Consider the following 17,276-nt stretch of genomic DNA (forward strand, 5'->3'; position numbering starts at 1 on the left):
GGGCGCTCCCGCTGCCGCTCAAAGGGCCTCCAGCGCATCCCTGAGCCTTTGCAGTAGGGCGATGTCGGGGTCGGCGGTGACCAGCGGCCACGGCGGTGCGGGGACGGGGACGGGGTCGGGGTGCGGCGGGGTGGGGCCCGGTGCCTCGGCCCGCTTCGGCGGAGTGGGGCCGGGAGCGGTGGCCGTCCCGGCCGGGGAGCCGCCCGCGGGGCGGTCGGGGGCGCCGTACGCGCCGGGGTGCGGCGCGGCGCAAGGGGTGGCGTACAGGGCGGTGGCCGGTGTCGGCGCGGCGGGCTCCGGTGCCGGCACGGCGGGGCACGGTGGGGTGTCCGGTGCGGGTGCGGTGTGGCCCGGGGTGGTGTCCGGTGCCGGTGGGGTTCTGGACGGGTGGGGTGGCGCCGGGGAGATGAGGCCCGCCGCGGCCAGCCGGCGGACGGCCACCAGGGTGTGGAAGGTGGGGCGGCCGAGGGTCAGGGAGATGTCGGCGGCGGTGCGGAAGCCGTTGATCTGGTCGAGCACGGCTCCCTGGCGGATCGGGACCGGTGGGGAGGAGAGGCCGACCGCCCGCATCAGCGGGGCGTCGTCCGCCGCCGCGTCGGGCCAGATGCGGTGCAGCAGGTCCCTGCGGCGCAGCGCCTCCCGCGTGATCGCGGCCACCGGCACCGGACGTATCGGTCCCAGCCAGTGCGCGGCCCCGTAGCGGAAGCGGGCCGGGGCGCTGCTCGGCCCCAGCACGAAGTACGCCGCGTCGAACATGGCGCCCGCGTGGCAGAGTTCCAGCGTGCCCTTGGTGACCCGGCCGCTGTCGACGAGGAACCGTCCGACCCGCAGCCCGGCCCCCGCCGTGTCGACGGCCTCCCGCCAGCCGTCGGTGTCGAGGACGCCCCCGGCGCTGAGCAGCACGTCGAGCCCGGGGGAGCGGGGGCTCTCGGCGTGCACGACCTCGCCGTCCGACAGATAGAGCGAGCCGGACTCGCGCAGCAGGACACCGGTGGCCCGCTCGGCGGCGAGCCGGTGCAGCATGGGGGAGACGGCGTGCCGGGTGCGCTCGCCGCGCACGGGCAGCGGGGGAGCCGACGTGGTGATCACGCTCATGCCAGCACCAGCCGCCCCGCCATCTCGCCCAGCCGGATCCGGGCCAGCGCGAGATTGCCGTCCGACCTGGCCAGCCACAGATGCAGGAAGACACTGCTGTCGAACGTCGTCCGCACGAACCGCAGCACGTGGTACGTGTCCCGGTTGCTGACGATCAGGTCCTCGACCGGGAGATCGGCCCCGGACCAGTCCGAACCCTCCTCCGGGGCGAACGCCCGGTGTTCCGCCGCGAGCCGGGCCAGCTCCGCCGCCTCCGCCGCGGTCGTCTCGTGGTCACCGCCGGGTGCGTCCCCGACCGTGCCCAGCGCCAGTCCGCTGGTCCAGTCGACCACCGCGGCGCCCAGGGCACCGGGCAGCCTCATGGCCTCCACCAGACACTCGTCGATTCCGGGCACCGTGGCTCCCCTCCTGCCTGCGGTTCGGCTGAGTGACGCAGACGCTACGCAACGTGTGCACGAGGGGTGAGCGATCTGGCATTTTCCAGCGGAACATGCGGAGAGGTGACTAAGGTGGGTCGACTTGCCTCATTTTCACCGCTGTTGAGGTCCGCGCGGGCGGTCGGTGCGCTGAGGTGGGGGTATGCGGGCCGCGCGCATACGGGCCCGGGGCGCACCGCCGGAGGCACCGACCATTGTGGGGGGAGCGCGGGGCGTGCGGAGTGAAGCGTCCGGCATCCCGCGCGCGCCCGTCTTTGGCGAACGCGCGGGGAACCGCGCGACGGGCCGCGGACGACTTCCGCGGACTTCCGCCCGCCGCACGGCATCTGTCAGGTGGTGGACGGGTGTCAGAGCCCCAGGAGCCCCGACCGTTCCCCGCCCCCCGACTCCGCGACGATCTCCTCCGCCGTCTGGGCCCGCCGGACCACCGCGAAACGCACCCCGCCCTCGCCCTCACCGGGCGCGTAGCCGTAGATCGCGGGCCTCGGCAGCGAGTTGTACCCGTAGTGGTGTGCGAAGTAGTACGCCCCGGTGTCCAACGCCGCCGCGTAGTCCCCCGGTTCGAGGCGCGGCAGGGAGCGCCCCCGGGCGAGCAGGTCGCCGGCGAAGCAGGCCGGTCCCGCCACGTCCTGCACGACCGCCGGTCCCTCCTTCACCCGGCCCTTGCTGTCGTACGCCGCGATCCGCAGCGGCCACGCCCCGGGCGCGTACACCGTCCGCGCCGCCACCTGGACCCCCGCGTGAGTGACCGCCACGGCCCGCCCGCCCGCGCTCTTGGTGTACTCCACGCGCGCCACCACCGTCCCGTGCTTGGCGAGCAGTGACCGCCCGAACTCGGTGACCAGCCCGTACCGTCCGTCGAACAGCCCCGGCACCGCCTCCGCCAGCAGCCGCGCGTACTGCGCGTGCGTCGGTGTCGCCGCCTCCGACGCGAAGTTCACCGGCAGTCCGCCGCCGATGTCGATCGTGTCGATCTGCTGCCGCCCGATCCGCCGGTTGATCTCCTCGGCCAGTTCGTACGTCTCCGCGATCCCCCGGGTCATCAGCGACAGCGGCATGCCCTGCGACCCGGAGTGCGCGTGCAGCCGGCTCAGCCAGGGCCGCTCCAGATACGCCCGTACGACCCACTCCCGGGCGCCCTCGTCCCGCAGCGGCACCCCGAACTTCGAGGTGGCCGTCGCGGTGGACAGCGCGTCGATAGCACCCCCGCCCACCTGCGGATTCACCCGGACGCCGAGGGGGGAGCGGGTGGTGGCCGAGCGGACCAGCGCGTCGAGGCGGTCCAGCTCCTGCGGGTTGTCCGCGTTGACCGCGATGCCCAGCGCCAGCGCCTCCCGCAGCTCCGCCGGGGTCTTGGCGGGCGAGTCCAGCACGGTCTGCCGGGGCGACACCCCGGCGGCCCGCGCCAGGGCCAGCTCACCGGCGCTCGCGACCTCCGCGCCGATCCCCGCCTCGCGCAGCAGCCGCAGCACCGGCACCAGCGGTGTCGCCTTCACCGCGAACGCGTGCAGCACCGGCGTGCCGGGCGCCGTCACCTCGTCGAACGCCCGCCGCAGCGCCGCCGCCGACGCCCGGATCCCGGCGACGTCCAGCAGTCCGATCAGCGGGGTGCCCGGCCCGAGCAGCCCCTGCTCCACGGCCGCCCGCACGGCGTCGTCCCGCCGGGCCGCGCGCTCGTCGTCCGTCTCGAACAGCCGGAGCGTGCGCTCGGCGTCCGCCTCGGCGTCCCCGTCCGGCCGGGGGGCGCGGTCCCCGGCCGTGCTCCCCCGCCGCGCGGCGGGATCCTCCGCCGCCCCGTCACGCCGGGCGGCGGGCCCCGTCCCGTCGGCCCCGCGCGTCGCGTCTCCCATCTCGTCCCCCCGTGGTGGTGTCGTTCCCGGGCCCATGCACCCAGTGTGTCCAGCCAAACATCCACGGCGCGCCTGTCGCTGGCGTACGGGCGTATTGACTAGCTCTATTCATCGAGCGAGGATGTGAATAGTTGCTGTAAATCGAGGAGGCAGACCCGTGTCAGGACCCCGCCCTGTTCGAGCCCCGCGCGGTACGGAACTGAGCACCCTGGGCTGGCAGCAGGAAGCCGCCCTCCGCATGCTGCAGAACAACCTGGACCCCGAGGTGGCCGAGCACCCCGACAAGCTCGTCGTCTACGGCGGCACGGGCAAGGCCGCCCGCGACTGGCGCTCCTTCGACGCCATGGTCCGCACCCTGCGGACTCTCAAGCAGGACGAGACGATGCTCGTCCAGTCCGGCCGCCCCGTCGGCGTCATGCAGACCCACGAGTGGGCCCCGCGCGTCCTCATCGCCAACTCCAACCTCGTCGGCGACTGGGCGAACTGGGAGGAGTTCCGCCGACTGGAACAGCTCGGCCTGACCATGTACGGCCAGATGACCGCCGGCTCCTGGATCTACATCGGCACCCAGGGCATCCTCCAGGGCACCTACGAGACCTTCGCGGCCGTCGCCGCCAAGAAGTTCGGCGGCACCCTCGCCGGGACGATCACCCTCACCGCCGGCCTCGGCGGCATGGGCGGCGCCCAGCCGCTCGCCGTCACCATGAACGACGGCGTCGCGCTCTGCGTCGACTGCGACCCCCGCGCGATCGAGCGCCGTATCGAACACCGCTACCTCGACGTGAAGGCCGACAGCCTCGACCACGCCCTGCGGCTTGCCACCGAGGCCCGTGACGCCCGCCGCCCGCTGTCCATCGGCGTCCTCGGCAACGCGGCCGACCTCGTCCCGCAGCTCCTCGCCATGGGCGCCCCCATCGACATCGTCACGGACCAGACCTCGGCCCACGACCCGCTGTCGTACCTCCCCGTCGGCGTCGACTTCGACGACATGGCCTCCTACGCCGCCAAGGACCCGGCCGGCTTCACCACCCGCGCCCGCGAGTCCATGGCCCGGCACGTCGAGGCCATGGTCGGCTTCCAGGACGCCGGCGCCGAGGTCTTCGACTACGGCAACTCCATCCGCGGCGAGGCCCAGCTCGCCGGGTACGACCGCGCCTTCGCCTTCCCCGGCTTCGTCCCCGCCTACATCCGCCCCCTGTTCTGCGAGGGCAAGGGCCCCTTCCGCTGGGCCGCCCTGTCCGGCGACCCCGCCGACATCGCCAGGACCGACAAGGCGATCCTCGACCTCTTCCCCGAGAACGAGTCCCTGCACCGCTGGATCCGGATGGCCGGCGAGCGCGTCCACTTCCAGGGCCTGCCCGCCCGCATCTGCTGGCTCGGCTACGGCGAGCGCGACAAGGCCGGCGAGCGCTTCAACGACATGGTCGCGAGCGGTGAACTGGCCGCCCCGCTGGCCATCGGCCGCGACCACCTCGACTGCGGCTCCGTCGCCTCCCCCTACCGCGAGACCGAGGCCATGCTCGACGGCTCGGACGCGATCGCCGACTGGCCGCTGCTCAACGCCATGGTCAACGTCGCCTCCGGCGCCTCGTGGGTCTCCCTCCACCACGGCGGCGGCGTCGGCATGGGCCGTTCGATCCACGCCGGCCAGGTCACGGTCGCCGACGGCACCAAGCTGGGCGGCGAGAAGATCCGCCGCGTCCTCACCAACGACCCCGGCATGGGCGTCATCCGCCACGTCGACGCCGGCTACGACATCGCCGAGTCGGTCGCCGACGAGCGGGGCGTGCGGGTGCCGATGCGCGAGGGCGCCGAAGCCGCGCACGGCGAGGGTGAGGACGCGTGACCCCGAGCCACGGCGGCCGCGACGGCGGCTCCCCGGCGGGAGCCGCCGCCTCACCGGCGTCCACGGGCCCGGCCGGGCCCGGCGGCGCCTCCTTCCACGAGATGTGGCGCGATCTGCTCCCCATCGGGCGGCACCCCGACTCCGGTGGATACCGGCGGTTCGCCTGGACCGGCGCGGACGCCGAGTGCCGGGCCTGGTTCGAGGAGCAGGCCCGCGACCGGGGGCTGACCCACGAGGTCGACCGGAACGGCAACCAGTGGGCCTGGCTGGGCGACCCCCGGCAGGGCGACGCCGTCGTCACCGGGTCCCACCTCGACTCCGTACCCGACGGCGGGGCCTTCGACGGCCCCCTCGGCGTCGTGTCCTCCTTCGCCGCGCTCGACGAACTCCGCGCCCGGGGCGCCCGGTTCGACAAGCCGATCGGGATCGTGAACTTCGGCGACGAGGAGGGCGCGCGCTTCGGCCTCGCCTGTGTGGGCTCCCGGCTCAGCTCCGGGCAGCTGACCGTCGAACAGGCGCACCGGCTGACCGACGGCGACGGGGTGACCCTGCCGCAGGCGATGGAGGCTGCCGGGTACGACCCGGAGGGCATCGGCGCGGACCCCGAACGGCTCGCCCGGATCGGCGCGTTCGTCGAACTGCACGTCGAACAGGGACGGGCACTGGACCTGTCCGGCGACGCCGTCGGGATCGCCAGCGCCATCTGGCCGCACGGACGGTGGCGCTTCGACTTCCGGGGCGAGGCCAACCACGCGGGCACCACCCGGCTCGTCGACCGCCGCGACCCCATGCTGTCGTACGCGGAGACCGTGCTCGCCGCCCGCCGCGAGGCCCGGCTCGCCGGCGCGGTCGCCACCTTCGGCAAGATCTCCGTCGAGCCCAACGGGGTGAACGCCATCCCCTCCCTCGTCCGCGGCTGGCTCGACTCCCGCGCCGAGGACCAGGAGACGCTGGACACGGTCGTCGGCGCGATCGAGGAGGCGGCCCGCGACCACGCCCGGCTCCACGGGGTCGAACTGGACGTCGTCCGCGAGTCCTTCACCCCGGTCGTCGAGTTCGAGCACGCCCTGCGCGACGAACTCGCCCGCATCCTCGGCCGGGGCGCCGCCGAGCTGAAGGTGCCGGTGCTCGGGACCGGCGCCGGACACGACGCCGGGATCCTCTCCGGACACGTCCCGACCGCCATGCTGTTCGTACGCAACCCCACGGGCGTCTCGCACTCCCCGGCCGAACACGCCGCCGAGGACGACTGCCTGGCCGGGGTGACCGCGCTCGCCGACGTACTGGAAGGGCTGGCCCGCAGGTGACGGAGACGACCTACTGGCTCGAACACGCCTGGCTCGGCAGCGACGTCGAGCCGGGTGTGACCCTGACCGTGGCCGGGCCGGGCAGCCCCCGGGCCGGCCGCGTCACCGCCGTCCACACCGGCACCCCCACCCCGCCCCCCGGCGCCGAGCCCCTCCGGGGGCTCACCCTCCCCGGACTGGCCAACGCCCACAGCCACGCCTTCCACCGGGCCCTGCGCGCCACCGTCCAGGTCGGCTCGGGCACCTTCTGGACCTGGCGCGAGGTCATGTACCAGGTGGCGCACCGGCTGACGCCCGACAGCTACCACGCGCTCGCCCGGGCCGTGTACGCCGAGATGGCGCTCGCCGGCATCACCGCCGTCGGCGAGTTCCACTACGTCCACCACGCACCCGGCGGCACCGCCTACGCCGACCCGAACGCCATGGGCGAGGCCCTGATCGCGGCCGCCGCCGAAGCCGGCATCCGGATCACCCTCCTCGACACCGCCTATCTCTCCTCCGGCTTCGGCCAGGCACCCGACCGGCACCAGCTCCGCTTCTCCGACGGCACCGCGGACGCCTGGGCCGAACGCTGTTCTGTTCTCAAGGAACGGGATCACGCGCGGATCGGGGCGGCCGTCCACTCCGTACGGGCCGTGCCCGCCGGACAACTGGCGACCGTTGCCCGCTGGGCCGAGGAGCGGCGGGCCCCGCTGCACGTCCACCTGTCGGAGCAGACGGCCGAGAACGACGCCTGCCGGCAGGCGCACGGCCGCACCCCCGCCCAACTCCTCGCCGACCACGGGGTCCTGGGGCCCCGCACCACCGGCGTCCACAACACCCACCTCACCGACACCGACATCGCGCTGATCGGCGGCAGCGGCACCGGCACCTGTATGTGCCCCACCACCGAACGCGACCTCGCCGACGGCATCGGACCGGCCGTCGCCCTCCAACGGGCCGGCTCCCCGCTCTCCCTCGGCTCCGACAGCCACGCCGTCATCGACCTGTTCGAAGAGGCACGCGCGATGGAGCTGAACGAACGGCTCCGCAGCCGTACCCGAGGTCACTGGACGGCGGCGGCCCTCCTGCGGGCGGCCTCGGCCGACGGTCACGCGGCGCTCGGCTGGGACGAGGCGGGCACCCTGGAGCCCGGAGCGCTCGCCGACTTCACGACGATCGCCCTCGACTCCGTCAGGACGGCAGGCCCGCTTCCACGGCTGGGCGCGGAGACGGCTGTATTCGCCGCGTCGGCAGCAGACGTGTCGCACACGGTCGTGGGCGGTCGGCACGTCGTCCGGGACGGGGCGCACGCCCTCGTACCGGATGTGCCGAAGGCGCTCGCCGAGGCCGTCGCAGCCCTGCGCGGATGAGGCCCGCCCGCGCACCCGAAGCAGAGCCCGCACCCGACCCGACCGCCGAGAAGGCCACCAAGGACGCCATGAGCAGCCCGACGACCGACAGTCCCGCCCACTCCGCGAGCACCGCCAGCACGCTCATCACCAACATCGCTGCCCTGGTCACCAACGACCCCTCTCTCGGCGACGGATCCCCTCTCGGCCTGATCCGGGACGCGGCACTCGTCATCGACGGTCAACGCGTCGCGTGGACCGGTGAACGAAGCAAAGCACCCGCCACTGACAATCGGGTCGACGCCGGTGGCCGGGCGGTGCTCCCCGGCTTCGTGGACTCCCACTCCCACCTCGTCTTCGCGGGCGACCGGACCGCCGAGTTCAACGCCCGGATGTCCGGCAGGGCCTACAGCGCGGGCGGCATCCGCACCACCGTCGCCGCCACCCGCGCCGCCACCGACGAGGAACTGGAGGCGAACCTCACCCGCTACCTGCGCGAGGCCCTCCGCCAGGGCACGACCACCTTCGAGACGAAGTCGGGCTACGGCCTGACCGTCGAGGACGAGGCGCGGGCCCTGCGCATCGCCGCCCGGCACACCGACGAGGTGACCTACCTCGGCGCGCACATCGTGTCCCCGGACCACACCGAGGACCCCGCCGCGTACGTGGACCTCGTCACCGGCGAGATGCTCGACGCCTGCGCCCCGTACGCCCGTTGGATCGACGTCTTCTGCGAGAAGGGCGCCTTCGACGGCGACCAGGCCCGCGCGATCCTCACCGCCGGCAAGGCGAGGGGGCTGCACCCGCGTATCCACGCCAACCAGCTCTCCCACGGCCCCGGCGTGCAGCTCGCCGTGGAACTGGACGCGGCGAGCGCCGACCACTGCACCCATCTGACCGACGCCGACGTGGACGCCCTCGCCCACAGCCGTACGGTCGCCACCCTGCTGCCCGGTGCCGAGTTCTCCACCCGCGCCGAGTGGCCGGACGCCCGCCGTCTGCTCGACGCGGGCGTCACCGTCGCCCTGTCGACCGACTGCAACCCGGGCTCGTCCTTCACCTCGTCCGTGCCGTTCTGCGTCGCGCTCGCCGTGCGGGACATGCGGATGACGCCGGACGAGGCGGTCTGGTCGGCCACGGCAGGGGGAGCGCGGGCGCTGCGCCGGGACGACATCGGCCGCCTCGCTCCGGGCGCGTACGCCGACCTGGTCCTGCTGGACGCCCCCAGCCATGTCCACCTCGCCTACCGGCCGGGCGTCCCCCTGGTCACGGGCGTGTGGCGCAGGGGCGTACGCGAGGTCTGAGCGGGCGGCCGGGGCCGGACACAGTTCGGCCGGGCGCGGGAGGAACATGGCTCCTGCCGCACCCGGCCGAAATGTTTGGTCGGGGCCGACGCGTGCTACTCGTCGAGGGTCAGCCCCTTGCGCAGGCGGACCAGCGTGCGGGACAGCAGCCGGGACACGTGCATCTGCGAGATGCCCAGCTCGTCGCCGATCTCGGACTGCGTCATGTTGGCGACGAACCGGAGGGAAAGGATCTGTCGGTCGCGCGGTGCCAGCCCGGCGATCAGCGGCTTCAGGGACTCGACGTACTCGATGCCCTCCAGCCCGTGGTCCTCGTAGCCGATGCGGTCGGCCAGCGCGCCCTCGGAGTCGTCCTCCTCGGGCTGGGCGTCCAGCGACGAGGCCGTGTACGCGTTCGACGCGGCCATGCCCTCGACGACCTCGTCGTTCGTGAGACCCAGGCGCTCCGCCAACTCTCCCACTGTCGGAGCGCGATCGAGCTTCTGGGCGAGCTCGTCACCGGCCTTGGCCAGGTCGAGGCGGAGCTCCTGGAGCCTGCGCGGGACCCGCACGGACCAGCTCGTGTCACGGAAGAAACGCTTGATCTCGCCGACGATCGTCGGCATCGCGAAGGTGGGGAACTCGACGCCTCGGCTCAGCTCGAAGCGGTCGATGGCCTTGATCAGGCCGATCGTCCCGACCTGGATGATGTCCTCCATGGGTTCGCTGCGCGAGCGGAACCGGGAGGCGGCGAACTTCACGAGCGCGAGGTTCAGCTCCACCAGGGTGTTGCGGACGTACGAATACTCGTGCGTGCCTTCCTCGAGCGCTTCGAGGCGCTCGAAGAGGGTCTTGGACAGGGCCCGTGCGTCCACCGGCCCCACCTCGTCGTACGGGGGGATCTCCGGAAGGTCCGCGAGCGAGTCGCCCGATGGGTGGGCGATGTCGTCGAGACCGTCTTCCAGAGAGGGTGTCGACGTCGCCCTCTGGGTATGCGATTCGTCGAGCCGGGGTGACATGATGTCCTCCATCGTTCTCGGCATATGGCCGCCGATGCCAATCCGTGCACTGCGGTGTGCGGCGCCTCCGAAGCCGGCCGTGTTGATTGGTGTCACTACTAGGCCTACCCGGTTCCGGGACACCGTCGCAAGTGCCTACTGTGGCGAAATGTCCATTTGCGGGTGATTGTTCGGGTGTCGGGGAGTGTGGAGAAGGCGTAGTGTTCGAGGGCGAGTCAGCAGCCACGACGGTCGGGAGAGATGACGGCATGGACCGTGGGACGGTCGGCAGCGCACAGTCGGGCCGGCTACGGGTCGAGGTGCGGGAAGAGGGCGCCAGCGCCGTCGTGACCCCGGCGGGTGAGCTAGATCACCACACCGCCGATCTGTTGCGCGAGCCGCTCGAAGGGTGCCTCGACAAGGGGTTCGCCCGCCTTGTGGTGGACTGCACACAACTGGAGTTCTGTGACTCCACCGGACTCAACGTCCTGCTGGGCGTCCGCCTCCGGGCGGAGGCCGCGGGCGGCGGGGTCCATCTGGCGGGGATGCTGCCGGCGGTCGCCCGGGTCTTCGAGATCACCGGCGCCGAGGCCGTCTTCACCGTCCACGACACCGTCGAGGCGGCCCTGTCCGCCTAGGGGATTCCCCCTGGGTGCCTCGGCGGACCGCCTCGCGGTCGGCCGGCCGCCCGCGGGGGCCTGCCCGGTGTCACACAGTGACCGATGGGTTACTGGCGTCACAGGTTTCGTGCCGAAAACGTGGGTGTTCTGACGGTTCGCTCGGGCAGGAGACATCCTGAACGGGTCGCAAGCGCGGCCGACGGCTCGACGGCCACGACGTAAAGACGGATGGCACAACGGATGACAGCAGGAAAAAGCACGTGCGGCGGGCTCCGTTCCCGCACTCTTGAGTCCTGATACGTGAACTGGTGAATCGGTGAGGTGAAGCGCTGATGAGCACCACCCGGCCTGTCTCGCCGGGCGACCGCGGCCCGGAACCGGGTGTCGGCGGCGCTTCCGGGGCGCCCGGAGAGGACCGGCCCGCGGCGACGGCCGCCGGTCGCCGGTCCCGCCGGCTGAGCTTCGACGGCGAGAGCGGTGTGGTCCCGCTCGCCCGTGACTTCACCCGCCAGGCGCTGTACGAGTGGGGATGGCTGCCCGCCGCCACCGCGGACCAGCGGGCCGCGGCCGAGGACGTGCTGCTGGTGGTGTCCGAGCTGGTCACGAACGCCTGCCTGCACGCCGGGGGGCCCGCCGAGCTGTGGATCAGCTGCGACAACAAGGTGCTGCGCATCGAGGTGGCCGACCGGGGAGCCGGGAATCCGGCGCCGCGCACACCGCACCGGGCGGGACGGCCCGGAGGGCACGGCATGTTCATCGTGCAGCGCCTGTGCCTCGACTGGGGGGTCGTGCGGACGCCGGGTGCCTCCGGCAAGACGGTGTGGGCGGAACTGGGCGCCCCGGCCTGAGCCCGGCGGTGGCGCAGCGCGCCGCGACCTGACCCCGGCGGTGGAGCCGCGCCGCGACCTGACCCCGGCGGTGGCGCAGAGCGCCGCGACCTGCCCCCGTCGGTGGCGCAGAGCGCCGCGGCCTGACCCCACCAGCGGCTCCGCGTCCCCCGACTGAGTCCGGCAGCGGCTCCGCGCGCCCCGACTGAGTCCGGAGCGCCGCCCCGACGCATCGACACGCATCCGACACTTGCGTGTGTCTTCCCTCCTCAAGGCCCCCGGCGTACCTTGAGCGGCCGATCTGATGTTCCGTCAGAATGTGGGGTGCCGAGGTGTCGTACCGGACGTACCAGAAACGAACCGCCGCGCTCACGTCCCTCGTGGCCCTGGCCGGCTCGGCGGTGCTGATGGCCGCTCCGGTGGCCCATGCCGAGGTCGTGGAGGTCACGTACAACTGCAAGACGCCGATCGGGGACAAGTCCGCGGTCTCGCCCATCGACATCAAGGGCGTGAAGCGGGGCGACGGCTACCGGATCACCATGTCGTGGCAGAAGGGCGTCTCGTCCAGCCCGGTGGAGCTGGGCAAGGGCGCGATGAGCCCGAGCGCCACGATCAAGCTGAGCGGCGCCGAGAGCGGAACGCTCACCGTGGCGGGACCGGCCAACCAGGAGGCCGTTCCGGCCAACACCCCCATCAAGATCAATGACCTGAGCGGGACGTACACCCCGAAGAAGACCGGCAAGGTCGACTTCACCGCCGGAGTGCTCACCATCAAGGCCCTCGGGACGGTCACCACCTGCACCCCGGGCAACGATCCGGGGCCGTCGCTGACGCTGGACGTCACCGCGGCGGGCGGGGGAGGCTCCGGCGGCTCCGGCGGGTCGGCCTCCGGGGGGACGAACGGCGCCGGCGGGTCGGGCGGGGAACTGCCGCAGACCGGCCCCCTGGACTCGGCGGTCGCCCTCGGCACGCTCGGCGGCACGGTGCTGCTCGCGGGCGCCGCGGGGGCGCTGTGGTTGACGCGCAGGAATCAGGCCGCACGCCGCTGACGGGAGCGGTGACGTGAGGAGTGCGCGGATGCCCGCAGCGGTGGCGGCGGTCGTGCTCGCGCTGGCGTTCGCGCTCGTCGCCGTGCCGTTCGGCGGCGGGGCCGGCCCGGCCGTGGCGGCGGACGGGCCGGCCGTGACGCTGTCCAAGTCGCAGGCGGGGACGGGCGGTTCCCTCACCGTCACCGGCAGCGGCTGGCGGTCGAGGGCGCTGCTGATGATTCTGATCTGCGGTCGGTCGACGCCGTCGCGGGGTGTTTCGGGCGGCACCGACTCCTGCGCCAACGCCGACGGCCGGGCCGTGACGGCCGACGCCGAGGGCGACTTCAGCCGGAGGGTGCCGGTGGCGGAGCCGCCGGTGCCGTGCCCGTGCGTGGTGCGCGTCGCCACCATCACCGGGAAGAAGGCGGAGGCCTTCGCGGCCTTCCAGGTCGCCGGGCACTCGGTCGAGCCGCTGCCCCCTGAGGCCACCGGCGGACGCCTCTCCGTCCTGACCGACACGGAGTTGAGGGGTACGAGCGGGCTGCTGACCTGGTTCGGGGCCCCGGCCACCCGCGAACTCGTCCTCACCGTCGGCAATGTGGGCGCCTCCCCGGTCGAGAACCCCGTCTTCCAGGTCGGCACCTCGCACGGGGTGTACGCGCCGCGGTGGGAGGACCACCAGTGGCGCGGCACCATCGAGCCGGGCCGCAAGGCGCGCGTCTCCCTGCCCGTGGAACTCGCCGCCGGGGCGCACGGCGACTACACGGTCTCGCTCACCTACGGCGGCAAGGTCCTCGCCGAACACCCCTGGGAGGTGGGCCGCCCCTGGGGCGTCACCCTCTTCTGGCTCCTGCTCTGCCTCGTCGTCCCGGCCGCGCTGTTCCGCGTCGGACTGGCGGTGGTGGACCGGTTCCGGCCGCGCCGCACCGCCTCCGGCCGACGGTCCCGCCGCAGGCCACCGCTCCCCGGACTCATTCGCCGGCTCCCCCGGTGGGGCGCCTCGACGGGCGCGCACGCCGGATCCCGCCCGTCACCGTCCGGGGCCCGCACCACGTCGCGTACGACCCCGGCCCTGCCGTGGTTCACCCCCGACACCGATCCGGGGGCCACGGCGGCCGGGGCGCTCTCCGCACCGAGGGAAGACAGCCCCACGACTCCGACCAGAGAGGGAAGCGCGTGAGAGCGAAGCGAAGAGCCAGTGCACTCGGGGTCGCCCTGATGCTCGGCGGGGCCGGTGCCCTGCTGGGGGCGGCGGCCGTGCCGGCGTACGCGGGCGAGGTGTCGTACGCGACGAAGTGCGTGCCGCCGCCGATCTCCGGACTGCCGCCCGTCGAGGGCACGACCAAGGTGGAGATCACCGCCCCGAAGTCGGCGAAGGTCGGCGACGAGGTCGAGGTGGTGTGGAAGTTCGTCCAGGCCGCGTCCAAGAACCCCGACCTCATCGACCTGCCCGCCAACACCGTCCAGCCGAGCGGCACGCTCAAGGCCGCTGGGGCGCAGACCGCCGACATCGCCATGAAGGGCCCGCGCGAGAACCCCGCCATCCCCAAGGGCGCCGCCATGGTCCTCTCCACGATGAAGGGCACCCTGAAACTGACGGCGCCCGGCGCGGTGACCCTGACCCCCGGCGGGTACGCCATCGACGTCTTCTCGACCCAGACCACGTGCGCGCCGACCGTACCGGTGGCCGCCGGGGCGACCATCGACGTCACGGGCGGCGGCGGTACTTCGGGCGGTACGAGCGGCACCACGGGCGGCAGCGGCACGACCGGCACCACCGGCACGAGCGGAGGTGCGTCGTCGGGCGGCACCACCGCGGGCGGCACGACGGCGGGCGGGACGACCGGCGGTACGACGACCTCGGGCACCACCGCGGGCGGTACGACGACCTCGGGCACCACCTCCGGGGGCACGTCTTCCGGAGGCACGACAAGCGGCGGCGCGAGCGGCGGCGGAACGACCGGTGGCGGTGGCGGGCAGACCGACTTCCCCGGCAAGGAGGTCCGGGTGCCGTACGACTGCGTGACGCCCATCGGCAACCGGAGCGTGGTCTCGCCGGTGCAGATCGACGCCACGAAGGACGGCGGGAGCTTCGACCTCACCGTGCGGTTCAAGAAGTCGGTGATGGACAGCCCCGCCGACATCCCCGCGGACTCGGTGAAGCCCGCCATGGAGATCGTCCTCGGCGGGGCCGACAAGGGCTCGGTCCGGGTCGAGGGACCGACGAACGCCGAGCCGATCAAGGCGGGCGACCCCATGGAGATCCCCGACCTCACCGGCACCTACAAGCCGGGCGCGAGCGGTGAGTCCACGCTGGCCCCCGGCGTGCTGACGATCAAGGCGCTGGGGACGACCACCACGTGCACCCCCGCCGAGTCGCTGGTCTCGCTCACCCTCGACACCGAGGAGCAGCCGGGCGGCGCCGCGGGCGGTTCCTCGTCCCCCGGTTCCGTGGGCGGCGGCACGGCCTCCGGCTCGGGCACGGCCTCCGGAGGCGCCACCGGCGGCGGACTCGCGGACACGGGCGCGGGCGGCGGTCAGGGCACGCTCAAGGCGCTGGGCCTCGTCGCCGGCACGGTGGCACTGCTCGGCGGCGCGGTCCTCACCTTCATGCCGCGCCGGTATCTGCGCTGAGCCCCCCGCCCGCGGCGGGTACGTCCGGAGAAGCCCGCAGGGCCGCCGCACCCCGAGGTGCGGCGGCCCTGCGCGAAAGCCGGGGCGGCGGGCTCAGCGCACGTCGCCCATGAGCCGCTTGACCTTGTTGCGGTACATGTACAGCGCGAGACCGGCGAGCGCGGCCAGGGTGGCCTCGACGGCGACGAAGCCCGCCCGGTCGAGGTTGACGCCGCCGACGGCCTCGTTGGACAGCAGCGCGGTGACGGAGTCGCCCGCGCTGACCGCGAGGAACCAGACGCCCATCATCTGGGAGGCGTACTTCACCGGTGCCATCTTCGTCGTGACGGACAGGCCCACCGGGGAGAGCGTCAGCTCACCGAGCGTCTGCACGAAGTAGATGCCGGCGATCCACAGCGCGGCGGCCTTCTCTCCGTCCCCGGCGATCGCCAGCGGCGCCATGAAGAGGAAGAACGACGCACCGACCAGCAGCAGCGCCGCCGAGAACTTGACGATGGTGCTCGGCTCCTTGCCCCGCCGGTTCAGCCACACCCACAGCCAGGCGAAGACGGGCGCCGCCGCCATGATCATCAGCGGGTTCAGGGACTGGTACCAGGAGACGGGGAACTCCCAGCCGAGCACGCTGTTGTCGGCGGACTGGCTGGCGAAGACCGCCAGCGTCGAGGCGCCCTGGTCGTAGATCATCCAGAAGATGGCGGCGGCCACGAAGAACCAGACGAACGCCGACATCTTCGACTGCTCGGCGGCGTCCAGGTCGCGGTCCCGCTTGATCCGGGCGATCACCCAGATCGGGACGATCAGACCGATGAGGGTGACCGGGATCACCGCCCAGTTGACCGTGTAGTGACCGGAGAGGCCGACAACGCCGTAGAAGACGACCGGGACGGCCAGCCACAGCAGAGCCTTGCGCAGGACGGCCGACTTCTCGGCGGCGGGCATCGGCGTGGGGACGATGTCGCTGCGCTCGCTCAGATGGCGGCTGCCCAGCAGGAACTGCGCGAGGCCCAGCGCCATGCCGACCGCGGCCATGCCGAAGCCGAGGTGCCAGCCCACCTTCTCGCCGACCGTGCCGATGGCCAGCGGCGCCGCGAAGGCACCCGCGTTGATGCCGATGTAGAAGACGGTGAAGCCGCCGTCGCGGCGCGGGTCGGTCGGGCCGTCGTAGAGGTGGCCGACCATGGTCGAGATGTTGGCCTTCAGCAGGCCCGAGCCGATGGCGACGAGGGCGAGGCCCAGGTAGAAGACGCCGGCCGACGGCAGGGCCAGGGTCAGATGGCCGAGCATGATGACGACGCCCGCGACGGCGACCGTTCTGCGCGGGCCGAGGAAGCGGTCCGCGATCCACCCGCCGGGGAGGGTGAGCAGGTACACCATCGACCCGTACACCGCGGTGATGGTGATCGTCGCCGCCGCGCCCAGGTCGAGGCCGTTCGGCGCGACCAGGTAGAGCGGCAGAAGGGCCTTCATGCCGTAGTAGGAGAACCTCTCCCACATCTCGGTCATGAAGAGAGTGGCCAGTCCTCGGGGGTGGCCGAAGAAGGTGCGCTCGTCGCCGGGGGTCCCCCGGTCGGCCGAGTCCTTCGTCAGGCTGGACGCCATGGTCGTTCCTTGCGCTTCGGGACGCCGCACAGGGTGCGCGGCGCCCGGTCGGAGGGGCGGCCGGCACCACCGGGGATCCACGTCCTCTACGCGCGTCGACGGCAGGGGATTCCGTCGGCGCGGGGGCCGGCCACAGGTCATTCCCGCGGGGCCGGAGAATCCGGCTCCGCGCACAAAAGAGACCTTCAGCGCATATATGCCGCCAAAGGTCCCCACGTGTCGCTACAGGCGTTCCATCACCATACGCCAGAGTAGACAAGGGAATGGAAGTGATTGAGAGACGGATCACAGGTAAGAATGCGATAGTGCTCGCGCATTCGAAGGCGTGTCCGGGAATTGCCTCCCCGTAGTGCGGGGTGCCCATTCCGAGAGGCGAAGCCGTCGCGGAAATCCGCACGGACCGTCCCCGATCTCCATGGAC

Annotated in this window: 14 protein-coding genes; 9 read left to right on the forward strand and 5 right to left on the reverse strand. The window is 72.9% G+C overall.

Features of this window, described 5'->3' with window-relative positions; translation table 11 throughout:
• Nucleotides 1-18: 18 nt before the first annotated feature.
• From ACZ4Z3_RS30200 to ACZ4Z3_RS30210, 3 genes are all read right to left on the reverse strand, one after another.
• Nucleotides 19-1,095 carry a DUF4388 domain-containing protein gene (locus tag ACZ4Z3_RS30200; RefSeq protein ID WP_468503991.1) on the reverse strand — a complete coding sequence of 359 codons (1,077 nt, stop codon included), beginning with the start codon at nucleotides 1,093-1,095 and terminating at the stop codon, nucleotides 19-21.
• Nucleotides 1,092-1,490 carry a hypothetical protein gene (locus ACZ4Z3_RS30205; protein WP_055538428.1) on the reverse strand — a complete coding sequence of 133 codons (399 nt, stop codon included), beginning with the start codon at nucleotides 1,488-1,490 and terminating at the stop codon, nucleotides 1,092-1,094. Before ACZ4Z3_RS30205 ends, ACZ4Z3_RS30200 begins: the two co-directional genes overlap by 4 nt.
• A 389-nt stretch (nucleotides 1,491-1,879) precedes the next feature.
• Entirely contained in the window at nucleotides 1,880-3,382 is a 1,503-nt protein-coding gene (locus ACZ4Z3_RS30210) for a type III PLP-dependent enzyme domain-containing protein (RefSeq protein ID WP_468503992.1), read from the reverse strand.
• A gap of 157 nt (nucleotides 3,383-3,539) precedes the next feature.
• Between ACZ4Z3_RS30210 and hutU the strand changes: the two genes are divergently transcribed.
• The 4 genes from hutU to hutI are packed head-to-tail and all read left to right on the forward strand — an operon-like array spanning nucleotide 3,540 to nucleotide 9,170.
• A complete protein-coding gene (gene hutU / locus ACZ4Z3_RS30215) occupies nucleotides 3,540-5,228 on the forward strand; it encodes a urocanate hydratase (RefSeq protein WP_468503993.1) in 1,689 nt (562 codons plus the stop codon).
• Nucleotides 5,225-6,535: an allantoate amidohydrolase gene (locus tag ACZ4Z3_RS30220; protein WP_468503994.1), complete on the forward strand. Its 1,311-nt coding sequence runs from the start codon at nucleotides 5,225-5,227 to the stop codon at nucleotides 6,533-6,535. The genes hutU and ACZ4Z3_RS30220 overlap by 4 nt, the downstream gene beginning before the upstream one ends.
• The gene (locus ACZ4Z3_RS30225) at nucleotides 6,532-7,887 is read left to right on the forward strand and encodes a formimidoylglutamate deiminase (RefSeq protein ID WP_468503995.1); all 1,356 of its coding nucleotides are present in this window, start codon (nucleotides 6,532-6,534) and stop codon (nucleotides 7,885-7,887) included. The genes ACZ4Z3_RS30220 and ACZ4Z3_RS30225 overlap by 4 nt, the downstream gene beginning before the upstream one ends.
• Entirely contained in the window at nucleotides 7,884-9,170 is a 1,287-nt protein-coding gene (gene hutI / locus ACZ4Z3_RS30230) for an imidazolonepropionase (RefSeq protein WP_468503996.1), read from the forward strand. Before ACZ4Z3_RS30225 ends, hutI begins: the two co-directional genes overlap by 4 nt.
• A 95-nt stretch (nucleotides 9,171-9,265) precedes the next feature.
• On the opposite strand, the gene ACZ4Z3_RS30235 is transcribed toward hutI, so the two are convergent.
• A complete protein-coding gene (locus tag ACZ4Z3_RS30235; RefSeq protein ID WP_468504047.1) occupies nucleotides 9,266-10,168 on the reverse strand; it encodes an RNA polymerase sigma factor SigF in 903 nt (300 codons plus the stop codon).
• Between the two features lie 248 nt (nucleotides 10,169-10,416).
• Between ACZ4Z3_RS30235 and ACZ4Z3_RS30240 the strand changes: the two genes are divergently transcribed.
• From ACZ4Z3_RS30240 to ACZ4Z3_RS30260, 5 genes are all read left to right on the forward strand, one after another.
• Nucleotides 10,417-10,785 (forward strand): STAS domain-containing protein, encoded by a 369-nt coding sequence (locus ACZ4Z3_RS30240; RefSeq protein ID WP_055540172.1) that lies wholly within the window; start codon nucleotides 10,417-10,419, stop codon nucleotides 10,783-10,785.
• 314 nt (nucleotides 10,786-11,099) lie between these two features.
• Nucleotides 11,100-11,615: an ATP-binding protein gene (locus ACZ4Z3_RS30245; protein ID WP_055516920.1), complete on the forward strand. Its 516-nt coding sequence runs from the start codon at nucleotides 11,100-11,102 to the stop codon at nucleotides 11,613-11,615.
• A gap of 296 nt (nucleotides 11,616-11,911) precedes the next feature.
• A complete protein-coding gene (locus ACZ4Z3_RS30250) occupies nucleotides 11,912-12,643 on the forward strand; it encodes an LPXTG cell wall anchor domain-containing protein (protein WP_468503997.1) in 732 nt (243 codons plus the stop codon).
• Nucleotides 12,644-12,671: 28 nt separating this feature from the next.
• Nucleotides 12,672-13,802, forward strand: a complete 1,131-nt coding sequence (locus ACZ4Z3_RS30255) for a hypothetical protein (RefSeq protein ID WP_468503998.1) — start codon at nucleotides 12,672-12,674, stop codon at nucleotides 13,800-13,802.
• A gap of 38 nt (nucleotides 13,803-13,840) precedes the next feature.
• Nucleotides 13,841-15,256: a hypothetical protein gene (locus ACZ4Z3_RS30260; RefSeq protein ID WP_468504048.1), complete on the forward strand. Its 1,416-nt coding sequence runs from the start codon at nucleotides 13,841-13,843 to the stop codon at nucleotides 15,254-15,256.
• 93 nt (nucleotides 15,257-15,349) lie between these two features.
• On the opposite strand, the gene ACZ4Z3_RS30265 is transcribed toward ACZ4Z3_RS30260, so the two are convergent.
• On the reverse strand, nucleotides 15,350-16,855 hold the full coding sequence (locus tag ACZ4Z3_RS30265) for a peptide MFS transporter (protein WP_468503999.1): 1,506 nt from the start codon (nucleotides 16,853-16,855) through the stop codon (nucleotides 15,350-15,352).
• Nucleotides 16,856-17,276 lie beyond the last annotated feature (421 nt).

The organism is Streptomyces sp. NPDC030296, from assembly GCF_055572815.1.

Coding starts and splice junctions, on each gene's coding strand:
- ACZ4Z3_RS30200 (WP_468503991.1), bottom strand. CDS start 1,095: ATGAGCGTGATCACCACGTCGGCTCCCCCGCTGCCCGTGCGCGGCGAG.
- ACZ4Z3_RS30210 (WP_468503992.1), bottom strand. CDS start 3,382: ATGGGAGACGCGACGCGCGGGGCCGACGGGACGGGGCCCGCCGCCCGG.
- hutI (WP_468503996.1), top strand. CDS start 7,884: ATGAGGCCCGCCCGCGCACCCGAAGCAGAGCCCGCACCCGACCCGACC.
- ACZ4Z3_RS30235 (WP_468504047.1), bottom strand. CDS start 10,168: ATGTCACCCCGGCTCGACGAATCGCATACCCAGAGGGCGACGTCGACA.
- ACZ4Z3_RS30240 (WP_055540172.1), top strand. CDS start 10,417: ATGGACCGTGGGACGGTCGGCAGCGCACAGTCGGGCCGGCTACGGGTC.
- ACZ4Z3_RS30245 (WP_055516920.1), top strand. CDS start 11,100: ATGAGCACCACCCGGCCTGTCTCGCCGGGCGACCGCGGCCCGGAACCG.
- ACZ4Z3_RS30250 (WP_468503997.1), top strand. CDS start 11,912: ATGTGGGGTGCCGAGGTGTCGTACCGGACGTACCAGAAACGAACCGCC.
- ACZ4Z3_RS30255 (WP_468503998.1), top strand. CDS start 12,672: ATGCCCGCAGCGGTGGCGGCGGTCGTGCTCGCGCTGGCGTTCGCGCTC.
- ACZ4Z3_RS30260 (WP_468504048.1), top strand. CDS start 13,841: ATGCTCGGCGGGGCCGGTGCCCTGCTGGGGGCGGCGGCCGTGCCGGCG.
- ACZ4Z3_RS30265 (WP_468503999.1), bottom strand. CDS start 16,855: ATGGCGTCCAGCCTGACGAAGGACTCGGCCGACCGGGGGACCCCCGGC.